A 24925-nucleotide genomic window follows, 5' to 3' on the forward strand; every position below is an offset into this window, starting at 1 on the left:
GGCGTCATGACCGGTTCCACGGCCGACCGTCCCCTCCTCTACCTCGACGTCGACGGTCCGCTCATCCCGTTCGGGGCGGGCCCCTATCCGCCCGGGGACGACGCCAATCCCCTGCTCGCCCGGGTCGATCCCACGCTCGGGCCGCGGCTGGCGGCGCTGGCGTGCGAGCTGGTGTGGGCCACGACCTGGGGGGCGGAGGCCAACGAGAGCGTCGCGCCGCGGCTCGGCCTGCCGGAGCTGGCCGTGATGGACTGGCCGGAGCCGTCCGACGAGGACGGGCGGGGCGGGATCCACTGGAAGACTCCCGCCCTCCTCGACCACGCAGGCGGACGGCCTTTCATCTGGGTCGACGACGAGATCACCGGCGCCGACCGCGCCTGGGTGGCCGCCCGCCACTCCGGCCGGGCGCTGCTGCACCGCGTCGATGCCGGCCGGGGGCTGGGCGACGCCGACTTCACCGCGCTGCGGGCGTGGCTCCGCTCGGGGTAGCGGCCCAGGACGCGGCGACCAGGGAGCGTTCCGCCGCGGCGAGGTGGGTGGCCGCGGCCAGCCAGGCCCACGCGTAACCGTCGGGCGAGGGGTCGGCGAGGCGGCCGAAGGCGTCGCGGGGGCGGCGGTCGGCCTCGGCGGCGAGCGCGGCGGTCAGATCCGCCGCAGCGGTGAGCCCGGCCCGGCGCAATGGGCCGTAGGAGGCCGAGGCCAGCGGCGCCGCACCGCGGGCCGCCTCGGCGACGGCGCGGCGGCCGCCCGCGACTCCGGTCTCCAGCAGGCGGCGCACTCGCCACAGCGGGGAGTCGGCGAGCGGGTCCGGGCCGTCGGCTGCCGGGACCGGTTCTGGGGCCGCGTCACGCGGCGGGAAGTGCACGCCCTGGAGGCGGTCGTAGCCGAGGTCGGCGCGGCCCAGCCACTCCTCGGGCAGCCGCAGCGTGTACGGCGCGCCGGGCACCGGGCCGACGGCGACGGGGCGCAGCGTGGCGGCGCGGTCCAGGTCGGGGCGGCCGAGCACGCGGAGCAGGAGGCCGGGGTACGAGGCGATGCGGCGCAGGTTCTCCGTGTGCCGTAGCTCCGGGTGCGGGTGGGCGGGCAGCAGCCGCAGCAGGGGCGCGTCCGGTCGCGTCTCGCGGACGAGGAGGTGTTCGCCGGCCGCGCCGACGACCGTGACGTCGCAGCCGAGCAGCGCGGATTCGGCTGCGTCCGGGTCGGCCAGCAGTTCGGCGACGGCCTCGGCCGCCGGGCGGGCGAAGAGCGCCGCCGCGGGCTGCTCGGTCCAGGGGGTGCCGGGCAGCGGGGTCGCCCTGACCCCGCGTCCGGCGCCGAGCCGCCCCTCGGGCGAGACCGTCGCGCCGACGATACGCAGACCCCCGCGCGCGAGTCCGGCGTGGTCGAGGGTGGCGCCGCCGAGGGCGACGGAGGCGCGGCCGGCTCCGCGGGCGCGGGCCAGGCCGCCGGGGCGGACGTCGGCGACCGAGTAGCGGGCGCCGTCGGGGGCCAGCAGGTGGGTGACCACTCCGCCGTATCCGGTGGCGGAGAGCACGGGTTCCCGGCACAGGCCGAGTACCTGGAGGCTGCCGCCCTGCGCGTAGGCGCGGCGGGCGGTGCCGGTGAGCGCGGGGTCCGCCGAGCCGGAGGCCAGGACTCCGGCGGTGTGCAGGAGTTCGCGGAAGGCTTCGGTGAGGGCCGCGAGACGCTGGGCGGCCCGGCGTTCCCGGGCGGCGCGCAGCCCGCGTACGACCCGGAGGGCGGCCGCCTCGGCGCGCGGCAGCCCGGCGAGGCGGGCGGTGTGCGCGGCGCGCAGCAGCTCGGCCTGGACCACGGCTCCCCCGGCCGTGACGCCGGCGGCGAGGGCTTCGGCGGCCACCTGCCAGAGGGCGGCCGCTGCTCCGAGCTGGGCTTCGGTGAGCGACGGCGCGGGCGCGGCCGGCGCGGCGTGGGCCGTGGGATCGGCGTGCCCGGTGGACTCGGCCGCGGTGGCCGGCTCCGGCTCCGGGTCCGGCTGCGGCGCCGCGTCCGCGATCGGGGCGGCGCCCAGGGCCGCGGCCCGGTGCAGGCAGCGGGGCGCCAACAGGCAGGTGCACGTGGCGAGTCCGGCCTCGGTGACCGTGCCCGCCGGACCCGGGCGCAGGGTGACGACGGCGTCCTCGCCGAAGCGGACGGTGACGCTTCCGTCCGCCGCGCGGGTGGCGGCCGCCGTGCAGCCCGCGATGGCATCGTCCAGTTTTTTGCGCAGGCGGGCGGTGAGGTTCTCGACCGCTTCGGCGAGCACCTCGGGGGCGACGGGTGGCAGTTCGGTGCTCAACGGGACTCTCCACGGAGGCGGTCGCCCACCCAGCGGGCGAGGGCGAGGGGGCTGAGGGCGGCCACGGGCATGCCGGCCGCCACGAGTTGCCGCGCGACCGGGACCGAGTAGCGGGGCGTGCCCGCGTCGTCGAGCGCGGCGCAGCCCAGCAGGTGGGCGCCGGAGGCGGCGAGCGCGCGGACCTCCCCGAGGAGCCCGCCGATCGGGGCGCCCTCCTCGAAGTCGCTGACCACCACGACAAGGGTGCGGCTCGGGACGGTGATCAGGGAGCGGGCGTGCGCGAGACCGGCGGCGATGTGCGTTCCGCCGCCGACGCGGACCTCCAGGAGCAGCGAGAGCGGGTCGTCGACCCGGTCGGTGAGGTCCACGACCTGCGTGGAGAACGCGAGGAAGTGGGTGGACAGGGTCGGTACGCCGCCCAGCACGGCCGCGGTCAGGGCCGACCAGATGACGGACGCCTCCATGGAGCCGGAGACGTCGACGACCAGGACCAGCCGCCAGTCGGCCTCGCGGCTCGCCCGGGTGCTGAAGACGGGCCGCTCCGGTACGACGACCACGCTGCCGTCGGCCCGGCGCCGGGTGTGCGCGAGGTTGGCGCGCAGGGTGCGGTCCAGGTCGAGTCTGCCGCCGGGGCGGCGAGTGGGGCGCGGGGTGGCGAGGCCGGAGAGGGCCGGTCGCAGTCGGGTGGCCAGTTCCTTGGCGAGTTCGTCGACCAGTCGTCTGACCAGGGGGCGCAGCGAGGCGAGTTGGGCCTCCGGCAGCCCGCCGGCGAGGGACAGGACGGAGCTGAGCAGTTCCACGGAGGGCCGTACGGATGCCGGGTCGAGCTGGGCCAGCACGTCGGTGCGGCCCGCTTCGGCCGCTCCGGCGAGCACCTCCTCCCGTACGTCGGCGCCGAACAGTGCTTCCAGCTCCTGCGACCACTCCCGGGCGGTGGGGAAGGAGGCCTCCTGGCCACCGCCCCGGCCCGGTCCCTGGCCTCCGTCGAGGTCGCCGGCTCCTTCGCCGCGCCCGGCGCCGTACAGCTCGTCCAGTGCGTGGGCGTAGCGGCGGGCGCCGGTGGGGAGCCGGTCGCGCTCGCGGCCGAGCAGCAGCCGCCAGCGGTCGGCGGGGGCGAGCCGCCGGCCGTCGGCTTCGGGGGCCGCAGGGCGGGGGGCGTCGGGGATTTCCGGAGCCGCGGCGGCCGGTGCGCCCGTCCCGGGCAGCGGGAGGGCCTTGAGCGCGGCGAGTCCGGCGGCGTCGGCGGCGGCCCAGAGGGCGAGCAGGGCGGGCGACGCGTCGAGCGTGAGGTCGAACCGGTCGCCGAGCCGCTCGGTGACGGTGTCGAGCAGCCGGTCGCGGGCGGCGGGCGAGAGAGCGTCGAAGCCGCCGCGCAGAGCGGGCAGCCGGTCGAGGAAGTCCTGGTCGGCGAGGTGCTCGACGCGGTCGAGGAGCGGGGTGAGGGCGGCCGGGGAGGACTGGAGCAGGGGGCCGGCGGCGGTGAGGACTCCGGCGAGCCGCCGGGTCAGGGCGCGCCGGCTGTCGGCGGTGCCCGCGCCGTCGATCCATCCGGCGGCGCGGCCACCGAGCTCGGCGGCCGCGTCGAGGTCGAGCAGGACCCGTACGGCCAGGGCCGCGCCCTGCATCAGCGGGGACGCGGAGGCGGCCAGGGCGGCGAGGGCGTCGTCCGTGCGCAGACCGAGGTGGTGGGCGGCGGCGCGGTCGGCGAGGGCCACGAGGGCGGCCGCGTCGGCCGGGTCGTCGCTGCCCGCGAGGCCGGGCAGGGAGCGCACGGCCGCCTCCAGGAGGTCACCGGTGAGGGCGGCTGAAGCGGCCCGGGACGCGGCGGAGGTACCGGGTAGGTGGCCGCGGTGGAGGGCTTCCAGGAGGTCGATGGCGTCGAGGAGTTCGGGCAGCGTCGCCGTCTGCGGCAGGGCGGTGGCCGCCTCGTGGAGGCGTACGCCGACCAGCGCGGGCAGATCGCACCGCGCGGCGGCGGCCAGCCCTGCGAGGATCTGCGCCGGGGTCGGGCCGCCGTCGGCGGCGGCGCGGCGGGCGGTGTCGCGCAGTGTTCCGGCGGCCGCCTGGGCGGCGGTGACACCGCGGACTCCGGCAAGGTCGAGCCGGGCCGGGACGGACGGCGTCCAGGACAGCCGCCACTTGGTGCCGAGGGCGGTGCCGTCGCCGGTGGCGGCGACGGTGAGGGGCTCGCCGTAGGAGGCGCCGCACACCAGGAGCCGTTGCAGCAGGACCTCGCGGCGGCCGTCGAGGGCCGAGCGGAGCGGGTCGAGGCGGATCTCGCGGGCGGCGGGCTCGTCGGGGCCGGGCAGCCGCAGTTCCGTCAGCTCGGCCTCGACGGAGGGGCCGAGGCCGGAACGGGGGGCGTGCGGGGTGATCCGCCCGCGGGCGGTGCCGACGAGCACGGCCTCGAGGGCGCGGGCCAGCGCGCGGCCGCGGCCGAGCGGTTCGCCCTGGCCGAGGACGGTGGTGACGGCCTCGAGGAGTTCGCCGCGGCCGGGTGCGGGGAGCCCGCGCAGGACGGCGAGGTCGCAGGCGAGCCGCAGGGTCTCGGCGGCCTCGCCGGTGCCGGCGGTGTGCCCGGCGCGGCGCAGCTCCCGGCAGAGCCGGGTGAGGGCGACGGAGGCCGCCTCCCGGACCCGACCGGGGTCACCGCCGGCTTCCATGACGGCCTGCTGCCAGAGGGGGTCCCGGATTCCGGCGGGGTAGCCGGAGCGGGAGTCGAGCAGGTCGAAGGAGTACGGCACCAAGGAGGTGACGGGCCGGTCCACGTCCGCGCCGGCCCCGCCGGCTCCGCCCGCCGGGGCGGACCCGACGCCGGCCGTGCCGGAGGCGCCCGCGCGGGACGGCTCACCGGAGTCTGGGATCGCCGTACGGGCCGCGCCCACGCGGGACGGCTCACCGGCCCCCGGGGACGCCGGACCGGAGGCGCTTGTGCCGCAAGGCTCGCCGGCACGCCCGGGCGCCGCGGCAGGAGGCTCGCCGGAGGCGATGATTCGGCCGTGCCGGGGTCCCGGCACGGCCGGGGTGTCGGCGGCGGCGGGGCGCGTGCCTGACGCGGCCCCTGCCTCGGTCCCCGTCCCTGTCCCCGTCCCCGTCCCCGGAACGCACGCCGCATGCGGCCCGAGGGCCGTGCCAGCGCCGCAGGCGGGCTCGGAGTCGGCGGCGGAATCGATAGCGGGATGGGTATGAGTATGGGGATCGGCCGGATCGATTCCGGGGAGCGCCGGCGCGTGGAACGCGCCGATCACCGCGGCCACGCGACGGCCCGCGCCGACGGCGCCCGCGATCACGCTCCGCATGTGTGCCTCGCGGGCCAGGTCCGTCGCCGGGACGGCGGTCGTGTCCGCGCGCAGCGCCCAGCCGACGCCGAGCGCCGCACGTCGTACGGCCTCCGGGGAGCAGCCCGGTGCGAGAACCTCGACGGCACGGTCCCACAGATCGTCGCCGTCGCGGCCGGTTCCGGCGGCGGTGAGTGCCTCCGCGAACGAACGCCGCCGCGCCTCGTGTTCCGGGTCGGAAGACGGGCCCGAGTCCGTACCGGAGCCGGAATCCCCGACCCGGTCCACGACCGCCTCCGGCCCCGGGGCCGCACCGGAATCCGTGCGGGTGCCCGCCGCAGGGTCCGTTGCCGGGACGCTCGGCGCGTCGGGCGCCTGGTCCGGGTCCGGTGCCGTGCCGGTGTCCGGTCCGGCGGCACCGGTTCTGCCGGGGGCGGGGGCCGACAGGGAGGCCTCCGCGGTCCAGCCCCGGTCGGTCAGCGGGAGGTCGCAGCAGACGACGGACGCGCCCGTTTCGCGGGCCCAGCGGATCGCGGCCAGTTCCGGGGAGAAGTCCGCGAACGGGTAGAAGGCCAGCCGGCCGTCCTGGCCCGTGCCCGCCAGGGCGACCGGGGCGACGGTCTCCGGGTCGGCCAGCTGCTCCAGCCACGGCTGGAAGTCGGCCGGGATTTCGACGCAGACCAGGTCGGCGCCCGAGGCGTCCAGCAGGGCGGGGACCACCGCGGCCAGTGCGGGGCTGTGGTGGCGCACCCCGATCAGGTAGGGCTCACGGGCCGCGGCGAGGGCGTCCACCGCGGCACGCGGGTCGGTGTGCGTCAACGCAGGCTCCCGCGCAGGTCCCACAGACGGCGCCACATCGCCGAGCCGTCCTCGGCCCGGCGGCGGACCGGGCCGTCCCAGTAGCCGAGGAGGCGGCCGTGGTCGGCGGGGTCGTCCTTGCGGACCACCCCCAGGAGGTGCCCCGGCAGCAGGTCCAGTACGTCCCCGCCCGGCAGGTACGCGGCGGCGACCCCCAGGGAGGCGGCCACCTGCACGGCTTCGGCGGTGGACATGACGGTACCGGGGCGCTCCACGTCCCAGCCCTCTGCGGAACGTCCCGAGCGCAGGTCCCGGAAGACGGTGACGAGCGCGTCGAGCACGGCGTCGTCGACCCCGAAGGCGGCGCCGGCCCGCTGGACGGCGGCGACCGCCTGGCGGCGGATCAGCGTGGCTTCCGCGTCCGCGTCCGCGATCGGCGCGACGGTCTCGAAGTTGAAGCGCCGCTTGAGGGCGGCGGACATCTCGGAGACGCCGCGGTCGCGCAGGTTGGCGGTGGCGATGACGGTGAAGCCGGGGGCGGCGGAGACCACCGCGTCCTCGGTGGCGGTCAGTTCGGGCACGCTGACCCGCCGGTCGGACAGGATCGAGACCAGGGCGTCCTGCACCTCGGGCAGGCAGCGGGTGATCTCCTCGACGCGGACCACCCGCCCGGTGCGCATGGCGGAGAGCACCGGCGAGTCGACCAGCGCTCCCGAACTCGGCCCCTGGGCCAGCAGCAGCGCGTAGTTCCAGCCGTAGCGGAAGGCGTCCTCCGTCGTGCCGGCCGTGCCCTGGACGGTGAGGGCGCTGGTGCCGCTGACGGCCGCCGCGAGCAGCTCGGACAGCATCGACTTGGCGGTGCCGGGCTCGCCGGTGAGGAGCAGGCCGCGCTCTCCGGCGAGGGTGACGACGCAACGCTCCACGAGGGCGCGCTCGCCGACGAACTTGGGGGCGATGGCCAGCTTGGCGGGGAGGCCGGCGCGGCGCTTGGGCAGGGCCAGCTCGGCTCCGTCGCTGCCGCAGACGAAGGTGACGACGGCGCGCGGGGTCAGCGCCCAGCCGGGGGGCCGGGGGCCGGGGTCCTGCGCTGCGAGGAAGTCGAGCTCGGCGGCGTACCGCTCCTCGGCGGGGAGCACCTGCCGGGAGGCGGGTACGGATGGTGCGGTGACGGTCATCAGGTTCCTCTGGATGTGTGCTGTGCGCTCTGGGCTCAGGGCTGTGGCTGTGTGGCTCTGTGGCTGTGTGGCTCTGTGGACGGCGAGGTGGTCCGGAGGGCGCGGCGCACCCGCGGTGGGGTGCGCCGCGCCGGAGGCGGACGGTTGACGTCAGCGGCGGCGGGTCCGGGTGCGCTTCACCTTGAGTTCCGCGAAGCGCGGTACGTCGCCCTCGCGCACCCGCTGCCAGGCCCGTCGGTACAGCTCCGCGGCCGGTTCGGCCGGCACCAGGACTCCCAGCAGCGGCCGGTCGCCGGCGGTCAGGCCGTACATCGGAAGCTTCCACTGCTCCACCGGCAGCGTCGGGGAGGACAGGTCGGTCCACCCGCCCGGCAGGAACAGCGTGCGTCCGGCCCGGCTCCGCCCTGCCTCCACCACCAGATCGGTGGCGGCCAGTGCGGCGCGGGCGGCCTTGAGCCGGGCGGGCTTCCAGCCCGTCCACCGCGCGATGTTGCGGTCGGTGGGGTCGGGCATGGCGAGCAGCGCGAGGTACAGGGCGGCCGCGTCGGCGCCGAGAGCGTACTCGGCGCTCACCTCCTCCACCAGCTCGGGAACGGAGCGGGTCGGGTCCTGCGGCCACCAGGTGCCGTCCTTGCCGACCGTTCCCGCCGCCGGCGCTCCGGGGTCGGCGAGCAGCGCGGCGAAGCGCGGGTCGTGGGCGGTCCGCAGGGCGGACTCGACACCGGAGGGCCGCTGGTCGTCTCCGCGCAACGCCGGCAGGTAGGGGTCGGAGCCGGTGGAGTCGAGCAGCGCCGGGCGCAGTGCGGGCTTGGGCTGGTCGTCGTGGGTGGCCATGACGACCGCGCCGTAGCGCTCGTAGCCCTCGCCGGTCTCGGTCGGGGTGCCCGCCGCCTTCCTGAAGTGGGGAAGGCTGGTGTAGTGCCCGATCTCCAGGAGCAGTTCGGGTGCGGCGAGCCGCTGCCGTACGGCGGTCAGTACGGGCGGCAGGGCCGCTCGTACGGGGTCGCCGGCGGGCAGCCGGTGTGCCAGCCAGGCGGCCATGGCCAGGGTTCCGGTCAGGACGGGAGCGGTGAAGGCGCCGGTGGCCGGCTCGCGGGGCTCCACGTGGTCGCCCTTCACGGTCCACGCCACGTCGACGGAGAGCTCACGGGAGGCCGCCGGGTCGAGCAGTGCGGCCAGGACCCGGTGCGCGGGCCATCCGCCGCGGACGGCGCGCGCGGCCTCCGTGGCCAGCCAGTCGGGTACGGGGGTACGCCGGCCCACGCACCGGTTCCACACCTGCGCGGCGGCGGCCACGTCGGGGCCCTCGCTCCACAGCCGGGCCGGATCGGCGGGCAGCAGGGCCGCGACCAGAGCACGCCGCACGTCGGCGTCGAGGTTCTTGAGTTCGTCGCGTGCGCACGCGGCGTCGGCGGCCTTGACGCCGAGGGCGGCGCGCAGTTCGGCCGGCAGGAAGTTGCGCCCGTGGCTGTCGACGTGCGGGAGCCCGGCGAGCACCAGGCGGGCGAGGGCGCCGGAGACGCCGGTGAGCCGGGCGAACTCCTCCGCGGCCTCCGGGCGGAAGGGCGCCGGGCCGTGCTCGGCGGCCGCGTCGAGGAATGAGGCCAGCCAGTGGGCGCCGCGGACGCGGTCGCCGAGCGGTGCGTCGCCGCGCGCGGTGTAGGGGCCGGGGACGGTGAAGCGGCCGGTGGGGTCGTGGAACAGGGCGCCGTATTCCTGGCCGTCGGGCACGGATTGGCTGTGCTCGGTCAGCATGAGGACGGCTCCGCCGCCGAGCGGGAGCATGCTGCGGTGGTACGAGTTGCGTTCGAGGCCGTCGGGCGCGGTCAGGTGCGGCCGGTCGAGGTGGATCACCACCCTGCGCCAGCGGTCGGCCGAGCCCTCGGCGGAGGCCAGGCCGAGGGCGTCCACCGCGCCGAGCAGGGTGACGAGGGCCGCCCGCTGTTCGTCGGTGGACGAGGCCGCGACGGCGCGGTAGGCGACGGCCGCGGGCTGGTCGAGCAGCTGCGTCCACGGGAAGGTGTAGGACGGCAGCGCGGGCGCGTCGAAGTGGAGCCTGCCGGGCACCGCTGGGGCGTCGGTCCGCGCGCAGGCGGCGCCGAGTTCGCTCAGGATCTGGTGGGCGCAGTCGCCCTCGGGGCCCCAGTGGTAGTAGCCGGAGCCGATGAGCCCGTTCAGCGCGTCCGCGAGGAGCCGGTCGCTGGGCCCCTGCTCGCGCCGCTCGGCGGGGGCGGTGTCCTGGTGGAGCCGGGCGGCGATCGCGTCCAGGGCCTTCTGCTGGATGAGGGTGAAGCGCAGTACCTCGATGATGCCGCCGATCAGCTCCGGGGCGGTGACCTGCGGCAGGGCCGCACTCACCAGGCCGGGCAGGTCGGTGACCTTCTCGGCCGCGGCGGCCGCCTTGAGCAGCGCGGCGACGGTTTCCCGGTCGGCGGTGCGGAGGGCTGCCGAGCCCTCGGCGTCGCGCGGGCGCAGCGCGTACCAGAAGTCGAGCGGCGGGAGGTCCACGCTGCCGGTGGCGAAGGGAGCGTTGTGCCTGTCGCCGCGCGACTGGGCGGTGACGACTCCGTCGGGGTCGCTGATGCTCAGTTCGCGCCAGCGGTGCGTCAGGGCGCGCGGGCGCTCGTCACCGGGGAAGGTGAGTGCCGCCACGGGCCTGTCGCTGCCCTCGGGGACGGTGACGGTACGGCCGCCGGTGTCCGTTCCCTGCCAGCCGTGTCCGGGGATGCGGACGACACGCCAGCCGAGCAGTCCGCCGGCGGGTGCGCCGAGTACGGAGCCCGCCACGGTGGGCACGGGCCGCAGCAGGCTGGAGTGCCCGGCGGTCCGGGAGTCGTCGGGGTGCCCGTGCAGGGCGTCGGCGAGGAATCCGGGCAGGGAGAACCGGCCGTGGGTCCCGGTGGCGGGGTCGTACTCGCGCCAGCCGCTCTCGTTCGTCTGGTCGCGGGGCTGCCACGCCCAGTACGAGGTGCCGTCGGACAGCAGGGGCCGCTCGTCCGGCAGTTTCGTGTCCCCGCGGTGCAGGACGCCACCGCCGGTTGCCCGGCCGCCGCCCGGGAGCGGCATGCTGAGGTGTTCGGATCGCAGCGACCAGTAGGTGCGGCGGGCGTCGAGGGTGAGCACGGTGCCCGGCGAGGTGTGCCAGTAGCCCTGGACCTCGTTGGTGCTCCAGTCGACCCAGAAGACCAGCAGTTCACCGTCGACGTAGTGGCATGCGTACCGGTTCTGCTGGCCTGCGGGGACACGCACGTCGTGCGTGAGGACGGTGGAGTCGGCGTCGATGACCCGGACCTGGGCCGCGTTGGCGACGATCAGGTAAGGCCAGGCCTCCTGCACCCTCAGGCCGCTCCGGTTCTTGTCCGGGGCCAGTTCGGCGACCGCGCTCTCCCAGGAGGGCCAGACCAGCTCTTCGAAGAGACCGCCGCGCAGGGTGCGGGCGAGGGTCTCGGCCAGGTCGGCGGCGGCCGCGGCGGCCACTTCCCCGGGGGCGAGTTCCAGGGCTTCGGCGGGCAGCCAGGCCAGGCGCGAGATGGCTTGGGGAACTCCGGGCAGGCCCGCCGCGGTGGAGTCGCGGGCGACACCGCGCACCCACTCGGCGAGCAGGGGGCGGCCGCCGGCCGAGGCGGCGACGCACCGGACGATGTCGGCGCCGCCGTCGCCCAGCGCGTTGAGCGCCTGCCGGAAGGCCGGGTGGAACCGCTCGTCCGCGGCGAGGGCGCGCAGGTCGCGGCGCTGCTCGGAGTCGGCCCAGCCCGACAGGTTCAGCGCGTCGTACCGGTTGTTCCTGCCCTGGGGGGCGGGGTCGGCGACCGGGAGCTCGAGTGCGAGCAGCAGGTCGAGGAGGTCGGCGTCCTGGACTCCCACCCGCAGGCCCGCTTCCCGGCCGGGCCGGGCGAGTTCGGTGCGCATCTGCTCCGCGCAGCGCTCGACGACGTCGAGGAGGACCGGCGCCGTGCAGCGCCGGCCCCAGCCGGCGTGGCGGGCGGTGTGGAAGCGCTCGAGCCACCCGGTGGTGCCGTCGGCGCAGCGCTCCTCGGAGGGCAGGTCCTCACCGGTCAGTCCGGCGGTGGCGCCGGACTCCTCCAGGATGTCCAGCCACAGGTCGGTGAGCTCCCCTCCGTCGCCGCTGGGCGGGGTCAGCCCCAGGAGCGTGCCCCGTACGGCGGGAACGCGGCGGGCGAGGGCCACGAGAGCGCTGCGGTGGGCTTTCCACCAGCCGAGCGCGGCGCGCAGGGTGGCGGGCAGAGGCAGCAGTTCCGCGAGGTAGTCCTGCTCGGCCTCGGTGCCGGTCAGGCCCGCGGCTCGGGCGAGGCGGCGCAGTTCGACGGCGGCCTGGGCGGAGGGCGGCAGGCCGCCGGCGGTGCGGCGTACGCACAGGCGGCGGAAGCGCTCGTAGGCCTCGGTGGGAGCGACGCGGCCGGCCAGCGCCTTGCCGTAACCGGTGAGTACCTTCACCGGCAGGGCGCCGGCCAGGGCGAATTCGAGGAAGACGGAGTCGAGGCGGTCCTCGTCGATGGCAAGGCCGTGCTGGGCCTCGGCGGTGCGGGCGCGGCCGAACAGCTGGGCGGCGTAGGTGGTGTTCTCGACGGCGAGGAAGATGCGCGCCGCCTGCTCGTGGAAGAGGGGCAGGAAGTGCGGGACGGACGCGGCGAGGCGGCCGGCCAGTTCGAGGCAGGCGTCGAGGGCTGCCTTGGGCTTGGTCTTGGCCTGCCGGGCGATCCGGTCGAGTTCGGGGACCACGGCCAGGGCGTGGTGGCCGTCCTCGGGGTGGTGCACGAGGACCCACTCGGGGAAGCCGAGTGCCTGGCGCCGGCTCAGACCCACGACGGGCGGCTCGCCCTCGTCGCGTACGAGTCCCAGGAAGCCGGCGGCGAGGTCCTCGGCGGCGCCCAGTTCGGCGGGCGCGAGCCGGACGACGACGCGGTCGTCGCCGAGGCCGGGGTGGCGGTAGGAGCGGGCGGTCAGTGCGACGGCGGCGGGTCCGGCGCCCGTGGTGCCGTGGGGCAGTACGGCGCCCGCCTGGAGCAGCAGTTCGGCCTGGTTCATCTCGGTGTCTCTCGGGTTGGTGCTCACGCGTCCTTGCCCTCCTCGATCTTGCGCCCGGCGTACAGTGCCGCGGCCATCCGCATTCCCTCGGACCACGCCACGGGTCCGACCGCCGTCAGGCGCAGCGCCCGGCCGTTCTCGTCGTGCCAGCTCAGGGCACCGGTCGTCATCTCGTCCTCGTAGTAGGGCTCGCCGATCCACACCGCCGCCTCCGCGGCGGACCCCGAGTCCCGGACCTTGCAGGTGGCGTAGCCGCCGGAGACCCGGTAGCCGAGGCCGGTCGCCCGGGCGGCGAGGCTGAAGCGGGTGGGGAAGACCCCGCCCGCGTAGTCGCGGACCTCGGTGGCGGTGGCGCCGATCTCGGCCGGCTTGCGCCAGGTGGCGCGGTGGATCTGCTCGACCTGCTGCACGATGCCCAGCTCGGCCGCGAACTCCCGTACGTCGTCGAGGTCCGGCAGCAGCACCGGGTGGGGCAGGGTCACCGTGCGCGGGGAGAGCCGTACGGTCTCGCCGTCGAGGTTGACCACCTTCAGCTCACCGGACGCCGTGGCGTCCCGCAGGAAGCCCACTTCGTCCGGGTCGTCGCCGACGACGGCCAGGTCGCGCAGGGCGCTCTGCCAGGCCTCGTCCGGCCAGACCCGGGCGAGGAGTTCGGTCGGCACCGGCAGCGAGGACACCATCCAGCTGTCGACCTGGGCGATGCAGGCGGCGGCGTGCCGGTCGAGCCATTCGGCCAGCCGTCGCAGCCGGTCCACCTCGGGATGGTCCTTCAGCGCCTTGGGCAGCGTCTTCAACTGCCGTCCCGCCGTCCGGCCGGTGGCGGACCTCGCCGCCACCCGTCCCTCCACCAGGGCGATCTCGTACCCCTCGCCCGCCGCCAGCCATGCCATCAGCCGTGCCCCTCCGCCTGTCCCGTTCGGTTTCACGCAGCCCGGACAGGGGGAGCCAGACCCCCCGTGAGCTGCGGTATGTCGGGAGACTAGCGAGGGCCACTGACAACGCCCGCCGGAGGGCCCTCGGTACCTTGAATGTCCGGTTCTGGGTAGCCTTTCCGGGACAGCGCGCGAAGCGGTACCGGCTCGGGGTGGGTTATGGGACGTCATATACGCAGGTCTGGTGCGGTCCTGGCGGCTTTGCTGCTGGCGGCCGCGGCCGGCTGCTCCGATCCGGCCGCGCCGGGCGGCGGGGACGCGAAGCCGTCGGCCACTCAGGCCGTCCCGTCCGCTGCCCCGCCCGCCGGGGCACCCGCCGGCGGGGACGTGCTGCCCGGCATGGTGACGACCGCCGTTGCCCGTACGCAGTTGGCCGCCCTGAAGGTCGCTCCGGCGGGCACCATGGCCGGCTACAGCCGTGCCAAGTTCACGCACTGGTCGGAGCAGGGCGACAAGTGCGACACCCGCGAGACGGTGCTCGAGCGGGACGGAGCCGACGTGGCGCGGGACGCCGAGTGCCAGGCGGTCTCCGGGACCTGGAAGAGCCTGTACGACGGGGCGGTCGTCACCGACGCGAAGAAGATGGACATCGACCACATGGTGCCGCTCGCCGAGGGCTGGCGCTCCGGCGCGGCCCGCTGGGACGCCGCCAGACGCAAGGCCTTCGCCAACGACCTGACCCACCCTCAGCTGCTGGCGGTCACCGCGTCCTCGAACCGTTCGAAGGGCGACCAGAGCCCCGACCTGTGGCAGCCGCCGGAGCGCGCGAGCTGGTGCCAGTACGGGCGGGCCTGGACCGCCGTCAAATCGACCTACGAGCTGACCGTCACCGAGCCGGAGAAGAAGATGCTCACCACGATGCTGGACACCTGTACCTCATGAGCCGACGGCACGAACAGCAGTGGCAGGACGAGGTGCTCGCCGGCCCGGGCGGCGCCATGACCGACGAGGTCGGCGTCATCACCGGTCCTCTCACGCTGCGCACCACCGTGGCGGACGGGGAGCTGGTCCGGTTCGACGTGCAGTACAAGGACGCCGACGAGTGGTACACCCTCACGGGCAGCCCCCTGCCCCATCGCGGGGCCCCGGCCGCCCTGCACGCCGCCGCCCTCGCCGCGATCCGCGCGGGCGGCGGGGCCGGGGCACCGGGCACCGGACCCGCATGAGGCCATGCGCTCGGCTACGGTGATGATGTCCGTCATGACTCCGATCACCAGCATGGACCTGACCGGCTTCACCGAGCGGGAACCGGGCGTGTGGACCGACGAGCGGGGCCTCGTCCTGTCGGTCCACTTCTTCGACCTCGTACCGGACCTCCCGGCGCCGCTCGACCGCCCCGACCTCCTCCGGCACGGGCTCGCCCGATCCGTCGCCCAGGCCGGCGGGGGCCTGATCGAGGCCGTGATCGGTGAGGTCGACTCCGTCCCGGCCGTCCGGCAGCTGGTCAAGGTCCGGCGGCCGAACGGGCAGGGCCAGGTCTTCCTGGGCTCCTGGACGGTGCCGAAGGCCGGCTGCAGCACGGTGGTGAAGGTCCAGGCCGGCGAGGGCCGGATGACCGGGATGCGGGAGGCCGGCGTCCTCAACCAGGTCGGGCCGGAACGGTACTTCACCCCTCATCCCTATGGAGCGGACATCGCGGGCGGGCTCCCGCACCACGTGGCCGACGGCGAGGAGTGGGACGCGCAGTTCCCCGACCATCCGCTCACGCAGGTACGCACGACGCTCGCGCGGATCATTCCGACCGTGGTCCTGCACGACGGCTTCACCTCCCTGCCGCCCTTCACGGCATCCCTACCGGCTGCCGCACCGCCCGCGGAACCCGCCGCCGAACCGCCCGCCCCGCGGCGCTGGTTGCGCCGCGGCCGCTCCGCCTGAGCGGGCTCACAGGACGGCGATGTACAGAGGGCTGGCGCCCGCGTCGAGGTCGACGACCGTGATGCCGTTCCAGTAGCCGTCGCGGGTGTAGCCGCCCGTGGCCGACAACCGCGACCCGGCGCGTGTCCGCGTCGCCCTCCAGCCACGTGATCCCCGCGGGCCTCTTACCGCGCGCCGGTGCGGCGAGAAGTCGGGATCAGCGAGCACGGCATCGCGCAGCAGCTCGGAGGCATGTTGCCGCATGTACGCGGCCGTCGTCGTACACACCGTCCCGGCCTTCAGCGCTGCCGCTGCCTCACTCCGGATCCGGAGTGAGGTAGCCGCACATCAGGTCCAGAGCCGCCGTCTCGCCGGCGATCTGCTCCGCAGTGGTCGTCATGCACTGCCCGACGATAAACCGGCCAGACGGGCGCGCGGCAGGAACGATGTGCACGGGTTGGCCTGCTCCTGCTCGGCGTCGAGCCGGATCTGACGGTCGGCGCCGTGGTCACGCGCGGTGCGCGCTACCTGTGCGTGGCCGCGGGCCACCCCCTGGCGGGGCGGGAGACGGCGGGCGGACCCGGCCACGAGGATGAAAGTCTCGCCCGCGAGGTCCTCGAAGGAAGTACGACCACTGAACCGACGTCCACACCCCCCGGGGAACGCCGGGCGGACGGCTGATCGGCAGGTGCGCCGAACCCTGCCGCACCTACGCCGAGGCGCTGGTGCTGGTCGCGACCGGGCGGGGCGTCGTCCCAGAGCGGGAGCGCGCAGCGCGTCCCATGAGGCCAGGCAGCCGGTCATGTCGTCCTTCGACGACGGGAGGCAGCTGGAAGTGAGGTACGCGCCGATCGGCGGAGGGAACTCCGCCCGACGCGTGGCTCCCACGATGCATGCCCGGCCCGCCGTGATCAACGGCTGATCGGTCAGGGACCGTTGAGGAGACTCAAGGGCAACGGCCGGGCGGCACCGGGGGGCGGGCGGGACAGCTCGCGCGGCGGGCGCGGCCGGGGAATAGAATGGTGCCGAACCGATAGGGGGCCCGGGGGTCGGACGGGGCAGGTGCCGGCATGGGCGACTTCACGGCGAAATGTGGTCAGTGCGGGGTCGAGTCCCCGCCCGCCGCCCGGTTCTGCCCCGGCTGTGGCAGTACCCTCCTCGGCGTCCCGGCCGATCCGCCCCGCGGGAACACCGCGCAGGGGGGCAGTTGGAACCCGGACCGCGGACCTGTCGGTGGGACGTACCCGCCGCGCCCGGACCACCCGCCCGGCAGCCATGACCCGCCCCGTGGTCAGGACCCGCCGCGCCGCGAGGACATGCCGCGCCAGCTGATGGTACCGGCGGGGCACACCGTGGAGGGCCGGGTAAGCAACCTCCAGATGCGCAACGAGCGGCGCGGACAGTCGGATTACGAGTCGGTTTGGACCTTCCGCGTGGAGCGCTACGACGCCGCGGGCCAGCGGGTGACTCTCGTCCCGGTGGAGATGCGCGGCCTCACCTTCGAGGGCGCGCTCGGCGAGGGCGACTGGGTGCGGGCCCAGGGCACGATGAAAGCCGGGACCTTCCGCGTCAAGCGGGTCGAGAACCAGACCACCGGCGCGGTCGTCACCGCCAAGGGGATCCCCAAGGTCCTCCTGGTCATCGCCGGTGTCTTCATGGCCGCCATCGCGCTGTGGATCGTTTGGGTCGCCTTCCAAATCTTCACCGCACCCACGGGGCCGCCGCCGGACTGGCCGCCATAGGCAGTGACCCACCCGGGGCTGCGAAGCGCCGGCGAGGGCCGGCGAAGGCTGGCGAGGGCCGGCGAGGCACCAAGGGGCCCACGGACACGAGGGGCACCGAGGGACATCGACCATGGGGATCGAAGAACTCACCGCCGAGGACCCCGACGACCTCCAGCGCGGTTTTCGAGCCTCCCCGGCCCGGCCCCGGAACCCGCTTCACCGAGCCCCCGTGGTCCTGCGCGAGCTCATGCGCGTCAACGGCATCGGACGGCGGCGCAAAGGACGAGGCCGTGCGCCCCGACACCCGCGGACGGGGCACCGACGGGCCCGCCGCCGCACCTCCCACCCGGGACCTGCCGGTCAGCCTCTACCAGTGCAAGGTGCCGCTCGCCTTCGAGATCGGCGGGGAGTCCGGCCGCGCCCGCATCCGGGTCGGGACCTGGCTGCCCGCCGGTGGCGTCCCGGCGGTCGTCTCACACGGCGATCAGAACGCATGCATTCTTCTCAGGACAGCAGGGGCACTAGCCCAGGAAGCTTGACGCGCCAACACTCGATCCCCGTCGCACCCACCGGAACACGCCGACAATCACCGCCTCGGAGCACCCGCCACCATCCAAGCGGCCCGCCTACCGCATTCATGACAGTGGCCGCACGCCTCGAAACAGCCCCCGACCAGCACCGACAAGCTCCAGGCGCTGTCCGACCTCGGGCTGGGGTGGGCAGCGGTGTAGGTCGTAGGAACGGAACGCCTCGGACAGGTCAACCGTCTCCTGGCCCGGCGCGACTCGGGGACGAAGGTCGTGCCGCGAAGCACGGCGATCGTACAGAGGAGGGGGCGGCGCTCGGTGAGAGCTGCCCACCTGGGTAGCGTAGTGCGAATGGGGGGCTGCCGAGCCGGGTGCCCTCGGAGAACGGGGCGCTTCATGGGACTGGCCGAGGAAATATCCGCCGTGCGCGGTGGATCGGGGCATTCGGGCCGCTTGCTCGGCGAATTCCGCCGCACCGCACTGCTCGTGCCGCTGTCCGAGGGTGAGGACGCCGGTCTGATGTCGGGCTGGCAGGGAGGTGTCCGCTGGATCTACGCCTTCACGGACGAGGAAGCCCTGGCCCGTTTCGCGGAGGCACGCGGGGCCGGTGCCAACGCCCACGAATGGGAGTACCTCTCCATCCTCGGTGCCCGCCTCGTCGACGCGGTGATTCCCACGGTCGACGGCCCGACCGGTGTGGCGGTCGATGTGGCGGACGAGGCCGGTTCGATGCTGTTCCCGCCCGTCGTGGGCATCGTGCCCGATGCGTACGCCGTGGATGCCGAGCCCGACCGTGCGGATGCCGTCTGATGGCGGGTGACGGGGACCTCGAGGTCTCGCCGGCGGCGGTCAAGAACGTCCAGGACGGTCTGCGCAAGGCGATTGCCGAGTTGCGCGAGTCCTCCGACGCGGCGGGCGCCTCCCAGGGCGCCGGTTTCAGTGATCTGTCGATGACGGGCATGGAGGCCGGGCACATGGGTCTGGCCACCGACTTCGAGGACTTCTGCGAGCGCTGGGAATGGGGCGTGCGCAGTCTCGTGCAGAACGCCAGCGCGCTGGCCGGCAACCTCGGGATCGCGGCGGGCACGGTGTGGGAGGAAGAACAGTACCTCGAGGGGTCGTTCAAAGTCATCGCGAACGCCGCGTACGGCAATCCGCACGCGAGCGAGGACGAGATCGAGAAGAAGAGCTGGGACGACATCTGGCGGGCGGACGTCTACAAGCCGGACTACAGCGCGGAGTCCTTCGAGAAGAGCCGGCAGGACATCGAGCAGACCTGGTCGGACACCGGCGACAAGGTGACCACCAGCGGGAGGATCGGCTCACTGAAGGACCTGCTGGACCAGGCCGGCGGCGGCGGTAACTGATGGGGTGGAGGGACTTCGTACCGGACTCGGCGGAGGACTGGGTCGAGGACCGGGCCGAGGACGTCGGTGATGCGATCGAGTGGACCGGCGACAAGGTCGCCGACGTGGCGGAGGACGTCGGTCTGGACCAGGCGGGCGACTGGATTCGTGACAAGAGCCGGTCGGCCGCCAACCAGCTCGGTGCGGACGTCGCGGAGCTGGAGCTGGGTCAGACCGAGGACCCGAACAAGCTGGTATACGGCAGCGTGTCGAAGATCCGCGCGCAGGTCTCGCACCTGAACGACTTCAAGTCCTCCTTCACCATGGTCGGCAACGGGCTGAAGGGCCTGGGAGGTGATGGTCTGAAAGGTGCGTCGGCGGACGCGTTCCGCGAGGCGATAGCCAAGGAGCCGCCGCGCTGGTTCAAGGCTGCCGACGCCTTCGGCAAGGCCGGTGACGCGATGGGCCGCTTCGCGGACACCGTGGAGTGGGCACAGGGCCAGGCCAAGGAGGCCCTGGAGGAGTACAACAAGGCCAAGAAGGTCTCGCAGGACGCGCGCAACGCCTACAACAAGTCGATCGACGACTACAAGGACGCGGTCGAGGCGAAGAAGGACACGCTGCCGCCGCGGCCGTCGGACCAATTCACCGACCCCGGCGTTCCGCTGGCCAAGGCCGCCCAGGACAAGCTCGACACCGCGCGCAAGCAGCGCAACGAGGTCGCCGAGACGGCCCGTACTGCGGTCCGCGCGGCCCGCGACGCCGCCCCGCCCAAGCCCTCGTACGCAGAGCAGCTCAAAGACGGCATGGACTACCTCGACCTCGCCAAGACCCACCTGGCGGGCGGCGTCATCAAGGGAACGGCGGGTCTGGCCAACTTCGTCCGCTCGGTCAATCCGATGGACCCGTACAACCTCACCCACCCCGCCGAGTACCTGACCAGCCTCAACTCGACGGTCGCCGGCCTGGCCGTGGTGGCCAACGACCCCATGGGCGCGGGCAAGAAGATGCTCGACGAGTTCATGAAGGACCCCAGCGAGGGCATCGGCAAACTCATCCCCGAACTCGTTGGCACCAAGGGCCTGGGCGCACTCAAGAAGACGGCGTCGGTCGCCAAACTCGCCGACGACGTACCCACGGGGCCTGGCCGCGAAGGGCTGGACAGCGACAGCCCGGACGTGCACAAGACCCCGGACGGGGACAAGACCAAGGGCCCCACCGACCCGGTCGACCTCGCCACCGGGCGGATGTACCTGCCGCAGACCGACCTGGTCCTTCCTGGCACGCTCCCACTGCTCTTCACGCGCCGTGCGGAGTCCGGGTATACGGCCGGCCGCTGGTTCGGCCCGTCGTGGGCCTCCACCATCGACCAGCACCTGGAGATCGATGCCGAGGGCGTCGTCCTGGTCTCTGAAGACGGTCTCCTTGTCGCCTACCCGCACCCGGCGCCCGGCCTCCCGGTGCTTCCGGCGACCGGGCCGCGCCATCCGCTGGAGCGCACACCGGACGGCGACTGGACGCTGACCGACCCGGCGACCGGCCGGATCCGCCGATTCTCGCCGGCGGCGGGCTGGGACGGTGAGGGGGCCGGTCTCGCGCCGATCGCCCAGTTGGAGGACCGCAACGGAAACCTCATCACCTTCGAGTACGACCACGCGGGCACCCCACTGGGGATAGCCCATTCCAGCGGCTACCATCTGCGTTTCGACACCGCCGAGGGCCGCATCACCGCCCTCCATCTGACCGGTGGCCCGCGCGTCCTGACGTACGGCTACACCGACGGGAACCTGACGGAGGTCACCAACTCCTCCGGCCTGCCCCTGCAGCTGGCCTATGACGACCGCAGACGGATCACCTCCTGGACCGACACCAACGGCAGCCGCTACGACTACGCCTACGACGACCGGGACCGCTGCATCGCGGAAGGCGGTACGGAGGGGCACCTCTCCCTCACCCTCACCTACGACACGCGCGACCCGGAGACCGGCCACCGCGTCACCACGGTCACCACCGCCGATGGACACACCCGCCGCTATGTGATCGACGACCACTGCCGGGTCGTCGCCGAAATCGACCCCCTCGGTGCCGTCACCCGCTACCGGTACGACAGCGCCGGGCGTGTGATCAGCCGTACCGACCCGCTGGGCGCAACCTCCCTCCAGGAATACGACGAGGCGGGCCGTATCACCCGCTCGATCCGTCCCGACGGCCGCACCGCCGGCACCGAGTACGACGAACTGGGCCTGCCGGTACGGGTGGCCAATGCCGACGGCACGATCATCCGCCAGGCCTTCGACGAACGCGGCAACCGCACCTCGCTCACCACCTCGGCGGGTGCCGTCACCACCTTCGGCTACGACGAACGCGGCCACGTCGTCACGGTGACCAACCCGCTGGGCGCCGTCACCCGCTTCACCACCGACGCGGCCGGTCTGCCGGTTACGATCACGGACCCACTCGGCGCTACATCCCGGTTCGAACGCGACGCCTTCGGCCGCCCAGTGCGCGTGACCGACCCGCTCGGCGGGGTGACAACCGTGGAGTGGACTCCGGAGGGCCGTCCCGCCCGCCGGGTGGACCCGGACGGCGCCGAGTCGGTGTGGACGTACGACGGCGAGGGCAACTGCACCGCCTACACCGATCCGGCAGGCGGGGTGACCCGCTTCGAGTACACCCATTTCGACCTGCTCGCGGCCCGGACCGGGCCCGACGGCGTACGGTACGAGTACACCTACGACGCGTTGCTGCGGGTGACGGGCGTACGCAACCCCCAGGGCCTGACCTGGGAGTACGTGTACGACGCGGCGGGGCGGCTGACCTCTGAGACCGACTTCGACGGCCTGACGCTGACCTACTCCTACGACCCGACCGGGCGGCTGCGGTCGCGCGTGAACGGGCTGGGCGAGGAGATCGCGTACGAGCGGGACGTGCTCGGCCGGATCATCCGCAAGACCTCCCCCACCGGTACCGCGACGTTCGAGTTCGACGTCTTCGACCTGCCGGCGGCGGCGGTCTCCTCCGACGGCACCCGGCTGCTCCGTATCCGTGACCGGCACGGACGGCTCGTCGAGGAGCAGGTCGACGGCCGTACGGTCCGCTACGCGTACGACGAGCTGAGCCGGCCGGTCGGCATGACCACCCCCACCGGGGCGGAGACCCGTTGGACGTACGACGCGGGCGGCCACTGCACCGAGATCACCGCCTCGGGCCGGACCCTGACCTTCGAGCGGGACGCGGCAGGGCGTGAACTGACTCGGCGCATCGGCGACAGCACGGCGCTGCACCACACCTTCGACGCGGTGGGCCGGCTCACCACCCGGCACGTCACCGGCTCGGACCAGCGCACCCTGCTGCGCCGCGGCTACAGCTACCGCGCCGACGGCAATCTGCTGGCGATCGACGACGAGGCGACGGGGCCGCGGACCTTCACCCTGGACGCGGCCTCCCGGGTCACGGCCGTGAACGCCGCCTCCTGGTCGGAGCGTTACGCCTACGACGAGGCGGGCAACCAGACCTCGGCCGCCTGGCCGGAGCAGCTGGGCGCGGAGGCCACCGGTGAACGTGCCTACACCGGGACGCGGATCACCCGCGCGGGCCGTGTCCGCTACGAGCACGACGCCCAGGGCCGCGTGATCCTGCGGCAGAAGACCCGGCTCTCCCGCAAGCCGGACACATGGCACTACACGTGGGATGCGGACGATCGGCTCACGGAGGTGACCACCCCGGACGGGACGCGCTGGCGCTACCGCTACGACGCGCTGGGCCGCCGTGCCGCGAAGCAGCGGCTCGCGTCGACCGATCCTTCACGTGAAGCATCGGCGCAGCCGGACGGGCTCGACCAGGTCGTGGAGGAGACCGTCTTCACGTGGGACGGCCCTACCCTCATCGAGCAGACGACGCGCTCCGCGGGCAACCCGCACGAGGTCACGCTCAGCTGGACGCACTCCGGCCTGCACGCGCTCACCCAGGTGGAGTCCATACGCAGGGCTTCACAGGTCTCGCAGGAGGAGATCGACAGCCGGTTCTTCGCCATCGTCACCGACCTGGTCGGCACGCCGACCGAGCTGATCGACGAGCAGGGCGAGGTCGCCTGGCGCACCCGCTCGACGGTATGGGGCACGACGAGCTGGAACCGGGACGCCTCCGCCTACACCCCGCTGCGCTTTCCGGGCCAGTACCACGACCCGGAGACCGGCCTCCATCACAACTACTTCCGCACCTACGACCCGGAGACGGCCCGCTACCTGACGGGTGACCCGCTGGGGCTCGCGCCGGCCCCGAACCCGGTCGCCTACGTCACCAACCCGCTCGTGTGGGCGGACCCGCTGGGTCTCAGCCCCTGCCCGGAGAAGGGTGAGGAACAGAAGGCCCTTCCCCCGGCCAGGCGTGAACCCCCGCACCTCGAGGGGTCGCCGATCCTCGCGCGCTTCGCCAAGCCGGGCGAGGAGTTCAACATGGTGATCTCGCAAGGCCAGACCCGGCCGGGCGGGTTCGGTACCTTCGACGACGTCCCCAACCAGCAGTTCGTCCGAGATCAGCTGGCCGTCCGTACCGACTGGAAGGATGACGTCTCGCTCCTGCAGCGCTACCGCATCTCGGACGGTGACCCGATCCTCGTCCAGGAGAGCATCATCGGACCCCAGATGGACCCGAAGCTGGGCCATCTGCCCGGCGGCGGGACTCAAATAGAGATCATGGAATTCGGAGACCGAGCCCGGCTGATCCCAGTCGGCCCACCCACGGAGATCCCCAAGTGACAGAAGCAGATCCCAACGTCGTGGTCGCCTGGACCCGAGGTGACACCACAGTCCGGTGGAGCGGCCCTGCGGGGAACGTCGAGAAGCAGTACGAGCTGCCACCACAGGACGTCCTGGCGTGGCGGGAGCACGGAGAGACGCTGGTACTGGTGGTGGAAGCCATCAACGGCGCACCCTTCACCCCGTCGGACAACGCGGTGGTCTACCGAGCCGACGGCTCGGAACGTTTCCGGCTGCACCCGCCGCGCGACCTGCTGCCGAACCCGGACGACGTTCATGGCTTCTACACCGCCTTCCCCCAGGACGGCCGGCCGCTTGTGATCATGGTCACGCGCAATGCGGGCGATTTCCAGGGCCGTATCGACCTGGAGACCGGCGAGATCGCGGACACCAACACCTGGCGCTGAGGCCGAGGGCGATCAGCGTCTGCGACGTCCGGCGCCGGCCGGGGAGCAGATCGACGACGGCTGCGGAAGCCCGTGAGCGGACCGGCCGACCCCGGGGTCGGCCGATCGGCTGATGCGGCGGGCCGGGTCAGGCCTCGTATTCCGTGAGGTCGATGCCGTGGATCTGCAGGAGGTGCCCGTGGCGGGGGTCCGTGGTGTTGCGCTCCAGCACCATGCCCAGTTTGCGGATCACGTTCTCGGAATCGTCGTTGCCCGACCGGTTGATGGCGACGACCCGGTCCAGGCCGCGGTCCTGAAGGGCGAACTCCAAGGTGGCCTGGGCGGCCTCGGAGGCGTAGCCCTGGCCCCAGTACTGGCGGCCGAGCCGCCAGGTGATCTCGACGTCCGGCAGCGCCTCGGGGAGGTGTTCGGGGACCGAGAGGCCGACCACGCCGATCAGCTCGCCGGACCCCAGGAGCTCGACGGCGAACAGCCCGAAGCCCTCCTCGTCCCACTCCTCCTCCCACCGCTCGATGGCCTCGGCCGTCTGGTCGAGGTCGAGGGTGGAGCCGTCGCCGATCCAGCGCATCACCTCCGGGTCGGCGTTGATCTCCGACAGGGGGACGAGGTCGTCGTCGGTCCAGCGGCGGAGGAGGAGTCGGGGGGTACGGATCTCGGTCATGCCCCACATCCTGCCGAAAATCCGCCGACCAGCGGTAATCGGCCATTGCGCCGGTGTTTCAGGTTCGTGGCCATCACCATGGGAAGGCTTCCGCGGCCCGCCCCCGGACCCTACGGTCCGTGGG

At 73.9% G+C, this 24925-nt stretch carries 17 protein-coding genes; 10 read left to right on the forward strand and 7 right to left on the reverse strand.

Annotation, left to right across the window (positions count from 1 at the left end; all coding sequences use genetic code 11):
* Positions 1–6: 6 nt before the first annotated feature.
* Positions 7–489, forward strand: a complete 483-nt coding sequence (locus tag ACWGIF_RS14175) for an HAD domain-containing protein (protein WP_453496045.1) — start codon at positions 7–9, stop codon at positions 487–489.
* Here ACWGIF_RS14175 and ACWGIF_RS14180 read toward each other — a convergent pair.
* The 5 genes from ACWGIF_RS14180 to ACWGIF_RS14200 form a co-directional block, all read right to left on the reverse strand.
* Positions 455–2296, reverse strand: a complete 1842-nt coding sequence (locus ACWGIF_RS14180; protein ID WP_453496048.1) for a hypothetical protein — start codon at positions 2294–2296, stop codon at positions 455–457. The genes ACWGIF_RS14175 and ACWGIF_RS14180 overlap by 35 nt on opposite strands.
* Positions 2293–6393 carry a DUF5682 family protein gene (locus ACWGIF_RS14185; protein WP_453496050.1) on the reverse strand — a complete coding sequence of 1367 codons (4101 nt, stop codon included), beginning with the start codon at positions 6391–6393 and terminating at the stop codon, positions 2293–2295. Before ACWGIF_RS14185 ends, ACWGIF_RS14180 begins: the two co-directional genes overlap by 4 nt.
* Positions 6390–7547, reverse strand: coding sequence for an ATP-binding protein (locus tag ACWGIF_RS14190; RefSeq protein ID WP_453496053.1), 1158 nt, complete (start codon positions 7545–7547; stop codon positions 6390–6392). The genes ACWGIF_RS14185 and ACWGIF_RS14190 overlap by 4 nt, the downstream gene beginning before the upstream one ends.
* A 150-nt stretch (positions 7548–7697) precedes the next feature.
* On the reverse strand, positions 7698–12593 hold the full coding sequence (locus ACWGIF_RS14195) for a DNA-binding protein (RefSeq protein ID WP_453496181.1): 4896 nt from the start codon (positions 12591–12593) through the stop codon (positions 7698–7700).
* 23 nt (positions 12594–12616) lie between these two features.
* Positions 12617–13483, reverse strand: coding sequence for a DUF4132 domain-containing protein (locus ACWGIF_RS14200; protein WP_453496056.1), 867 nt, complete (start codon positions 13481–13483; stop codon positions 12617–12619).
* Between the two features lie 201 nt (positions 13484–13684).
* On the opposite strand from ACWGIF_RS14200, the gene ACWGIF_RS14205 reads away from it, so the two are divergent.
* The 3 genes from ACWGIF_RS14205 to ACWGIF_RS14215 are packed head-to-tail and all read left to right on the forward strand — an operon-like array spanning position 13685 to position 15400.
* A complete protein-coding gene (locus ACWGIF_RS14205; RefSeq protein ID WP_453496059.1) occupies positions 13685–14407 on the forward strand; it encodes an HNH endonuclease family protein in 723 nt (240 codons plus the stop codon).
* Positions 14404–14691 (forward strand): hypothetical protein, encoded by a 288-nt coding sequence (locus ACWGIF_RS14210; protein ID WP_453496062.1) that lies wholly within the window; start codon positions 14404–14406, stop codon positions 14689–14691. The genes ACWGIF_RS14205 and ACWGIF_RS14210 overlap by 4 nt, the downstream gene beginning before the upstream one ends.
* 34 nt (positions 14692–14725) lie before the next feature.
* Positions 14726–15400, forward strand: a complete 675-nt coding sequence (locus ACWGIF_RS14215) for a hypothetical protein (RefSeq protein WP_453496065.1) — start codon at positions 14726–14728, stop codon at positions 15398–15400.
* Between the two features lie 295 nt (positions 15401–15695).
* On the opposite strand, the gene ACWGIF_RS14220 is transcribed toward ACWGIF_RS14215, so the two are convergent.
* Positions 15696–15833, reverse strand: coding sequence for a hypothetical protein (locus ACWGIF_RS14220; RefSeq protein WP_453496068.1), 138 nt, complete (start codon positions 15831–15833; stop codon positions 15696–15698).
* An 862-nt stretch (positions 15834–16695) separates the two neighbouring features.
* Here ACWGIF_RS14220 and ACWGIF_RS14225 point away from each other — a divergent pair.
* From ACWGIF_RS14225 to ACWGIF_RS14250, 6 genes are all read left to right on the forward strand, one after another.
* Positions 16696–17121, forward strand: a complete 426-nt coding sequence (locus ACWGIF_RS14225) for a hypothetical protein (protein WP_453496071.1) — start codon at positions 16696–16698, stop codon at positions 17119–17121.
* Positions 17122–17393: 272 nt separating this feature from the next.
* A complete protein-coding gene (locus ACWGIF_RS14230) occupies positions 17394–17642 on the forward strand; it encodes a hypothetical protein (protein ID WP_453496074.1) in 249 nt (82 codons plus the stop codon).
* Between the two features lie 384 nt (positions 17643–18026).
* Positions 18027–18440, forward strand: a complete 414-nt coding sequence (locus ACWGIF_RS14235; protein WP_453496077.1) for a hypothetical protein — start codon at positions 18027–18029, stop codon at positions 18438–18440.
* Complete coding sequence (locus ACWGIF_RS14240) at positions 18440–18997, forward strand: hypothetical protein (protein ID WP_453496080.1); 558 nt, start codon at positions 18440–18442, stop codon at positions 18995–18997. Before ACWGIF_RS14235 ends, ACWGIF_RS14240 begins: the two co-directional genes overlap by 1 nt.
* Positions 18997–23733, forward strand: coding sequence for a putative T7SS-secreted protein (locus ACWGIF_RS14245; protein WP_453496083.1), 4737 nt, complete (start codon positions 18997–18999; stop codon positions 23731–23733). The genes ACWGIF_RS14240 and ACWGIF_RS14245 overlap by 1 nt, the downstream gene beginning before the upstream one ends.
* Positions 23730–24140: a hypothetical protein gene (locus ACWGIF_RS14250; RefSeq protein ID WP_453496086.1), complete on the forward strand. Its 411-nt coding sequence runs from the start codon at positions 23730–23732 to the stop codon at positions 24138–24140. Before ACWGIF_RS14245 ends, ACWGIF_RS14250 begins: the two co-directional genes overlap by 4 nt.
* 127 nt (positions 24141–24267) lie before the next feature.
* Here the strand turns inward: ACWGIF_RS14250 and ACWGIF_RS14255 are convergent, their stop codons facing one another.
* A complete protein-coding gene (locus ACWGIF_RS14255) occupies positions 24268–24801 on the reverse strand; it encodes a GNAT family N-acetyltransferase (RefSeq protein ID WP_453496089.1) in 534 nt (177 codons plus the stop codon).
* Positions 24802–24925: the final 124 nt, after the last annotated feature.

Source organism: Streptomyces sp. NPDC054849 (assembly GCF_053610945.1).